Annotated in this window: 8 protein-coding genes; all 8 read left to right on the top strand. The window is 48.3% G+C overall.

Going from position 1 to position 7,566, the window contains the following annotated elements; translation table 11 throughout:
• Positions 1-592 precede the first annotated feature (592 nt).
• The 8 genes from rpmH (at position 593) to rsmG (ending at position 7,482) form a co-directional block, all read left to right on the top strand.
• On the top strand, positions 593-727 hold the full coding sequence (gene rpmH / locus ACLIN2_RS30185; protein WP_092271100.1) for a 50S ribosomal protein L34: 135 nt from the start codon (positions 593-595) through the stop codon (positions 725-727).
• 385 nt (positions 728-1,112) lie between these two features.
• Positions 1,113-1,481 (top strand): ribonuclease P protein component, encoded by a 369-nt coding sequence (rnpA, locus tag ACLIN2_RS30180; RefSeq protein WP_301170090.1) that lies wholly within the window; start codon positions 1,113-1,115, stop codon positions 1,479-1,481.
• Positions 1,482-1,485: 4 nt separating this feature from the next.
• Positions 1,486-1,710, top strand: a complete 225-nt coding sequence (gene yidD / locus ACLIN2_RS30175) for a membrane protein insertion efficiency factor YidD (protein WP_092271940.1) — start codon at positions 1,486-1,488, stop codon at positions 1,708-1,710.
• A gap of 41 nt (positions 1,711-1,751) precedes the next feature.
• Positions 1,752-2,510, top strand: coding sequence for a membrane protein insertase YidC (yidC, locus tag ACLIN2_RS30170; protein ID WP_327931053.1), 759 nt, complete (start codon positions 1,752-1,754; stop codon positions 2,508-2,510).
• Positions 2,507-3,136, top strand: a complete 630-nt coding sequence (gene jag / locus ACLIN2_RS30165) for an RNA-binding cell elongation regulator Jag/EloR (protein ID WP_092271109.1) — start codon at positions 2,507-2,509, stop codon at positions 3,134-3,136. The genes yidC and jag overlap by 4 nt, the downstream gene beginning before the upstream one ends.
• 312 nt (positions 3,137-3,448) lie before the next feature.
• Entirely contained in the window at positions 3,449-4,825 is a 1,377-nt protein-coding gene (gene mnmE / locus ACLIN2_RS30160; RefSeq protein ID WP_301170091.1) for a tRNA uridine-5-carboxymethylaminomethyl(34) synthesis GTPase MnmE, read from the top strand.
• Positions 4,826-4,850: 25 nt separating this feature from the next.
• On the top strand, positions 4,851-6,752 hold the full coding sequence (mnmG, locus tag ACLIN2_RS30155) for a tRNA uridine-5-carboxymethylaminomethyl(34) synthesis enzyme MnmG (RefSeq protein ID WP_411502982.1): 1,902 nt from the start codon (positions 4,851-4,853) through the stop codon (positions 6,750-6,752).
• 13 nt (positions 6,753-6,765) lie between these two features.
• Positions 6,766-7,482, top strand: coding sequence for a 16S rRNA (guanine(527)-N(7))-methyltransferase RsmG (gene rsmG, locus ACLIN2_RS30150; protein ID WP_411502981.1), 717 nt, complete (start codon positions 6,766-6,768; stop codon positions 7,480-7,482).
• Positions 7,483-7,566 lie beyond the last annotated feature (84 nt).

Genomic DNA, 7,566 nt, shown 5'->3' with positions numbered 1-7,566 from the left:
CCAGAATCCCTCCTTTTGGGCAATCCGAATAATAAAATACGATTCTAGGAAATGAACATGAAAAATTGCAATTATCCGCGTATGTTTGACTCGGTTGTCAACACGGTCATAGGTAGTCGACTGTGGATAAAAAAAGTCGAAAAAAAGGGATTCCACTCGGAGAAGAGAAAAAAAGCAGACGCTTATCCGCACTCTTGTGGGTAACAACATACACACAGGGGGGAATCTGTCCACAAATTTATCCACATGCTGTGGAAAAGCCGATTGACCTATCGGAGTTATTCACGCTTCAAAACAAAAATATGATAACAGATATAAGGCTTGGCATCAATGGTTTTTTCATACTTATCCACAAACACAACCACTGGTGCTAATCACATATTCACATCTCAATATTTTGTGTACAAGCTGTAGATATTCTTGTCGAATTTTGTTTTTGTGGATAAAATGATATCCACAGGTAGAAAGTATGTTGGGAAATAGTCTTGTGGGGATATTTAACTTGGTAAGGAAATTCCACTGTCACTTGACTTTTTAGGCATATCTTTTTATAATGCGAAGGAATGTCTGTAAAGGCGGAGGTGTATACGCAATGAAACCATCTTTCAATCCTAACAACCGTAAGCGCAAAAAGGATCACGGATTCCGTAAGCGCATGAGCACGAAGAATGGCCGTAAAGTTTTGGCTGCTCGTCGTCAAAGAGGAAGAAAAGTTCTTTCCGCATAGGCCACACTTTCCGTGGCCTTTTTTGCTTTCTTAGGTGCCATAGAGGAAAATGCTCTAGGGAACCTTAATTCACTTGCTAAAGTCGGAAAATTCTTTGTTTCGATGAAAGAGGAAGTCCTGCTATTATGTTGAACCTTTTGGAAGGAAAATGATTACCTAGCTACCGAAAGGGTGAAACATTCAAGAGGGCAGGAAGGCCTTTTTGCGAAGAGGACAAAGAGTTTACTGGCTTTTTTTCATGTAGGGGACGGAACGTGTTTCTCTCTTTTTAGAAATTTCTTGTATTCGATCTGTAGAATCGGGAAAAAAGTGAACGAAACAAGGATATACTGGTAGATGCTGTTTGCGTTTTCTACTATAATTATGATGTTAGGGGTTGTTTACCTTGCATCGTTCACACCGGCTCAAAAAAAATGAGCAGTTTCAAGAAGTGTTTCAAAGAGGAAGTTCTGCTGCCAATAAGCAATTTGTCCTGTACACAGCCAAGCAGGAGGGACCAGCTGCTTTTCGTGCCGGAATTTCCGTCAGTAAAAAGATTGGCAACGCCGTTATTCGTAACAGGGTCAAGCGCCTTATTCGCGAAGCAGTCGCGCGTTTGGAAAATAGGATTCCACAAGGACTGGATCTCGTTATCATTGCGCGTCCAGGTGTGGAGGCCATGTCGCTTGAAGCTATTGAACAGTCGCTCCTGCACGTGATGAAGAGAGCGAAGGTGATCAAGCAGGCACCCGTACATAATGGAAGAAAAGGGTGATTCGATGATTGCGAAGGTCATGGTTTGGTTGATTCGTGGGTACCAGCTGTTCATATCCCCGCTGAAGCCTCCTACATGCAGATTCGCGCCTACATGCTCTCACTACGCGATCGAATCGATTCGGAGATTTGGACCGTGGAGGGGAGGATGGCTGGCTCTTCGTCGCATCCTGAAATGCCATCCGTTTCACCCGGGCGGGTTTGATCCAGTCCCGGAAAACCACAAATAATCCATAACCTCATTCGAAGCGGGGAAAAGGAGGATCTTTCCTTGAGTAGACGTACCCTCAGCATCGTTATGCTGACCTTGCTGGTTCTCGTTTTGTCGGGCTGTAACCCTCAGACAGCTGCACCAATCGGCCCTGACGCAACCGGCATCTGGGACAAGTATTTGGTTTACCCCTTGTCCTGGTTGATTAAAGAAAGTGCTTTGATACTTGGCAACAACTACGGTCTGGGTATTCTGGTAGCGACGATCATTATCCGCCTGATTGTTCTTCCTTTGATGGTCAAGCAGATCAAGAGCTCCAAGAAAATGCAGGAGCTTCAACCGGAAATGCAAAAAATCCGTGAGAAGCACAAAAATGATCCGCAAAAGGCACAGCAAGAAACGATGGCGATCTTCCAGAAGAACGGTGTCAATCCTCTTGCAGGATGCTTGCCGATGCTGGTTCAGATGCCAATCCTGATCGCGTTCTACCACGCTATCATCCGGACGTCGGAAATCAAGTCTCAAACCTTCCTGTGGCTGACTCTGGGCGCAAAAGACCCGTACTACATTTTGCCGATCGTGGCAGCTATTACGACGTATTTGCAGTCCAAAATGATGGGACAGGCGAATCAAGGAAATCCACAGATGCAAATGATGCTAGTAATGATGCCGCTGATGATCCTGGCGATCGCGGTCACATTGCCATCCGCACTGTCTCTGTACTGGGTATACGGTAACGTGTTTACCATTGTGCAAACCTATTTCCTGTACCGTGATAAAGGTAGTAAGCTTACTCCTAAGGAGGGAGCCTCCAAGTGAAAAAGGTGGTAGCTACGGCAAAAACGATAGACGATGCTGTGCAGAAAGCTTTACTGGAGTTGGGTGTACCTCGTGAAAAAGCGAGTGTCCGTGTATTGGAAGAACCGAGTCGCGGCCTTTTTGGACTGATCGGAACCAAGGACGCCAAAGTGGAAGTTGAATTTCATTTTGACCCCGTTGCCCAGGGACGTGAATTTCTTCAGGATGTGTTGTCCAACATGAAGGTGGATGCCAAAGTGGAACAACAATCGAATGAAGAAGGCGTACTGTTTGACATCCAGGGATCCAATCTAGGAATCATTATTGGCCGTAGGGGACAAACTCTTGATTCACTGCAGTATCTCGTAAACGTCGTAGCAAACCGTCATGCGGACAAGCACGTTCGCATCACGTTGGATGCAGAAAACTACCGGCTGCGCCGCAGGGAAACCCTGGAGCAGCTCGCGGATCGAGTAGCCAAAAAAGCCCTTTCTACCAGAAGAGATGTCCGTCTGGAGCCGATGTCAGCGGCAGAGCGCAAAGTCATACACGCCTTTTTGCAAAAACGCTCCGATGTCGTGACGTTCAGTGAAGGGGACGAACCCAATCGATATATTGTCATCGCACCGAAGGAAGCCTCTAAGTAGGCTTCCTTTTTTTGTCACGTTTCGAGGCTTTTAGGTCAACTGGTGCTTTTCTCTGTCGTTTTTTGCGGACGTGTAGTAAACTTGTCCACAGTGGATAACCCCAAAAGCTGCGAGATGGTTGGAGTTCACGGAAAAAGACCATACTGTGGATAAGAACTTCGGCAAGCAACCTGGATGGCAGGGTTGCTTTTTCCTGTTGGAGGAGAGGCTACGCGTTCGGATGCACTTTCTTTTGGTATTTTTCGAGGCGATCTGGTAAGCTAGTAAGTTAGTGGCTGACTTGTTTTGATTGGAAAGCTTGAGGTGAACAGCATGAAATTCGATACAATAGCGGCGGTCGCGACACCGATGGGTGAGGGCGGAATTGCCGTGATCCGGGTAAGTGGACCGGAAGCGATCGAAGTTGTGGATAAGATATACAAAGGAAAAAACGAGTTGTCCACTGTGGACACACATACGATTCACTATGGACATTTGCATGATCCACAGACGGGGGGACTCGTAGAGGAAGTGCTCGTTTCCGTAATGAAGGCACCGCGCACGTTTACGCGAGAGGATGTCGTGGAAGTCAATTGCCACGGAGGAATCGTTTCTGTTGAGCGTGTGTTGGATTTGATATTGGAGAACGGCGCCAGATTGGCGGAGCCTGGAGAGTTTACGAAGCGGGCGTTTCTCAACGGACGGGTGGACTTATCCCAGGCGGAAGCCGTGATCGACTTGATTCGAGCAAAGACTGACCGCGCGATGAAGGTTGCATTAAATCAGGTAGAGGGGAAGCTCTCGCGTCTGATTCGCCAGCTGCGTCAAAATCTGATCGAAGCTATGGCGCATATCGAGGTGACTTTGGACTATCCGGAGCACGATGTTGAGGAATTTACGCAAAATTTCTTGCGTGGCAAGTGCGAAGAGGTCAAAGCAGAGATCAAACGGCTTTTGCAGACGGCGAAACAAGGGAAAATCTTGCGTGAGGGACTCTCTACGGCTATTATCGGGCGTCCGAATGTAGGGAAATCCTCGCTTTTGAATAGTCTGGTGCAAGAGGAAAAAGCGATTGTAACGGATGTCGCTGGAACGACGCGTGATGTGATTGAAGAGTATGTCAATGTACGCGGCGTGCCTTTGCGTTTGATCGATACAGCCGGGATTCGTGATACCGAGGATATTGTAGAAAAAATTGGTGTGGAGAAATCCAGACAGTTATTGCAAAAAGCAGACCTCGTGCTGCTTGTTCTCAATTATAATGAACCATTGAGTGCAGATGATTACGCCATCTTTGAGGCGGCGAAAGGCTTTTCTGTCATCGTAATCGTCAACAAGTTTGACTTGCCGCAAAAGATTGATTTAGAAGAAATTAAACGTCATTTCCCGCAGCAGCCGTTGATTATGACATCGGCAAGGCAGGAGACGGGAATCGAGCTTTTGGAGCAGGCGATCAGCGATATCTTCTTCAGTGGCCGCGTCCAGCAGGATGATTTGACGTACGTGAGCAATGCGCGCCATATCCATCTTCTAAGACAGGCAGAACAGGCGATGGACGATGCATTGAGTGGCATAGATGGGCTGATGCCTGTTGATATGATTCAAATCGATATCAAAAAAGCGTGGGAGCTGCTGGGAGAGGTCATCGGGGAGAGTGTCGGTGAAGACTTGATCGACCAGATCTTCTCACAGTTTTGTCTCGGCAAATAGGAAATCCGAGGAGGAGGAAAATAAAGTGAACGCTGTACCTATGTATGAAGCTGACTCGTTTGACGTCATCGTGATTGGGGCTGGTCATGCGGGGTGTGAAGCGGCATTGGCAGCGGCCCGAATGGGTTGTAGTACTTTGCTGTTAACCATCAATTTGGATGCTGTCGCTTTTATGCCATGTAACCCATCCGTTGGCGGTCCTGCGAAAGGGCATGTCGTGCGTGAAATCGATGCGCTGGGCGGAGAAATGGGGCGCAATACGGATAAAACGTACATTCAAATGCGGATGCTGAACACGGGGAAAGGACCTGCTGTACACGCATTGCGCGCGCAAGCAGATAAATTTGCCTACCAGCACGAAATGAAGCATACGATCGAAAATACACCGAATCTGTTGCTGCGTCAGGCCATGGTTGAAGAGCTGATTGTCAACGATGGAGTCTGCGAAGGGGTCGTGACCCAAACAGGTGCGCGTTATAAAGCCAAGTCAGTCGTTTTGACGACGGGTACGTATCTGCGCGGAAAAATCATTCTGGGTGACCTCCAGTATGAGAGCGGTCCGAACAACATGCGTCCTTCCATCCGTTTGGCGCATCATTTAAAAGAGCTCGGCTTTGAGATGACACGTTTCAAAACTGGGACACCACCACGTGTGCATAAAAACAGCATCGATTTTACGAAAATGGAAATCCAGCCTGGCGACGAGATTCCGCGTGCGTTTTCCTATGAAACGACGGAGTTTATCACGGATCAATTGCCTTGCTGGCTGACTTATACTAACGAGCAAACGCATGAGCTGATCAATGGCAACCTGCATCGTGCCCCTATGTACTCGGGGATGATCGAAGGAACAGGACCGCGTTATTGCCCGTCTATCGAGGATAAGGTCGTTCGTTTCAACGACAAGCCGCGCCACCAGATCTTCCTGGAGCCAGAAGGGCGCAATACAGAGGAAATGTACGTGCAAGGCTTGTCTACCAGCTTGCCGGAAGACGTGCAGCTCTCGATGCTTCGCTCGATGACGGGGATGGAAGAAGTTAAAATGATGCGGCCAGGCTATGCGATTGAGTACGATTCGGTGGTGCCTACACAGCTGTGGCCATCTTTAGAAACGAAAGTTTTGCCGGGCCTTTTTACCGCAGGACAAATCAACGGGACATCCGGCTATGAGGAAGCGGCTGGTCAAGGCTTGATGGCGGGAATCAACGCAGCTCGCCGTGTGCAGGACAAACCACCTGTCGTTTTGGGACGTGAAGAAGCTTACATCGGGGTACTGATCGATGATTTGGTCACAAAAGGAACCCACGAGCCATATCGTTTGCTCACATCCCGTGCCGAATATCGGTTGCTTTTGCGCCACGACAATGCGGATCTGCGCTTGACAGACATTGGGTACGAGATCGGTCTGATCAACGAAGATCGCTATAACCGTTTCAATGCGAAGCGGCAGCTGATTGAACAGGAAAAAGAGCGCGTGAACAATACGCGTGTTCGTCCGGATATGGAGCATATTCAAGAAATACTGCGTGTAGCTGGTTCACCTGAACTGACCGAGGTAATCGAGCTCGCACAGCTGCTGCGCCGTCCAGAATTGACCTACAGCCACATCGCTCAAATGATGCCTCCTGCTGAGCCGTTGCCAGAGGACGTAGCCGAGCAGGTAGAAATTCAGATCAAATACGATGGCTACATCAAAAAGTCGCTCCAGCAAGTAGAGCGGATGAAAAAGTTGGAGGAGCGCCGGATTCCGGAAAATCTGGACTACCATCAAATTTCAGGTATGTCAAAAGAAGCGCGTGAAAACATGTCGCGAATCCGTCCATTAAATATCGGTCAAGGTGCGCGGATCGCGGGAGTAACGCCTGCAGATATTTCTGTACTGATGGTATATTTGGAGCAGTACAATCGCGTAGGCGCGGCGGAGTAAGGAGAAAAAGCAAATGACGAATGAGCAGTTCGCTGAGGCGCTGGCCGCTAAAGGCATTGTATTGACGGAGCGTCAAATGACCCAGTTTGATCAGTTTTTCCACCTGCTGGTCGAATGGAATGAAAAAATGAACCTGACAGGTATTACGGAAGAGGGACAGGTATATAACAAGCATTTCTATGATTCCATTACACCGGCGTTCTATTTCCCTTTTGATAAGGCAGTGACTGTAGTGGATATCGGAGGGGGAGCGGGCTTTCCTAGCATCCCTCTCAAGATTTGCTTCCCGCATCTGAAAATGACGATCATCGACTCCTTGAACAAGCGAATGAACTTTTTGCAGCATGTGGCGAGCGAGCTGGGGCTGGAGAATGTGAATCCTGTCCATGGTCGGGCAGAAGAGCGCGGACAGGAGCCAGCACATCGGGAAAAATACGATCTCGTCGTCGCGCGAGCAGTAGCGCGAATGAATTTGTTGTCTGAGTTTTGTTTGCCATTTGCAAAGGTTGGAGGGCATTTTGTCGCTCTCAAAGGCGCTGAGATGACGCTCGAGCTAAATGAAGCGAAGAAGGCGATCAAAACTCTTGGTGGCAAGACGCGTAAGGTAGAAACCTTCCAACTGATGGAGGAAGCTGGCGAGCGGAACATCGTCGTTGTGGAAAAGGTGGAGGCTACGCCAAAGTCTTACCCACGCAAAGCAGGAATCCCTGCGAAGAAACCAATCGTGTAACAAAATTAGGTCGTAGCCTAGGTGCTGCGGCCTTTTTTTATTCGGATTTTTCCATTCAGGTCGAAGCAGAGGAAGTGGTGAGCT

Source organism: Brevibacillus centrosporus (genome assembly GCF_046622605.1).
Lineage (GTDB): Bacteria > Bacillota > Bacilli > Brevibacillales > Brevibacillaceae > Brevibacillus > Brevibacillus centrosporus.
The sequence above is the reverse complement of the archived record's forward strand: the minus strand, read 5'-3'. Positions and strand labels throughout refer to the sequence as shown.

What these genes read in the sequence shown, in the direction of transcription:
- rpmH (WP_092271100.1), top strand. Translation starts at nt 593, where the DNA reads ATGAAACCATCTTTCAATCCTAACAACCGTAAGCGCAAAAAGGATCAC.
- yidD (WP_092271940.1), top strand. Translation starts at nt 1,486, where the DNA reads ATGATTGCGAAGGTCATGGTTTGGTTGATTCGTGGGTACCAGCTGTTC.
- mnmE (WP_301170091.1), top strand. Translation starts at nt 3,449, where the DNA reads ATGAAATTCGATACAATAGCGGCGGTCGCGACACCGATGGGTGAGGGC.
- rsmG (WP_411502981.1), top strand. Translation starts at nt 6,766, where the DNA reads ATGACGAATGAGCAGTTCGCTGAGGCGCTGGCCGCTAAAGGCATTGTA.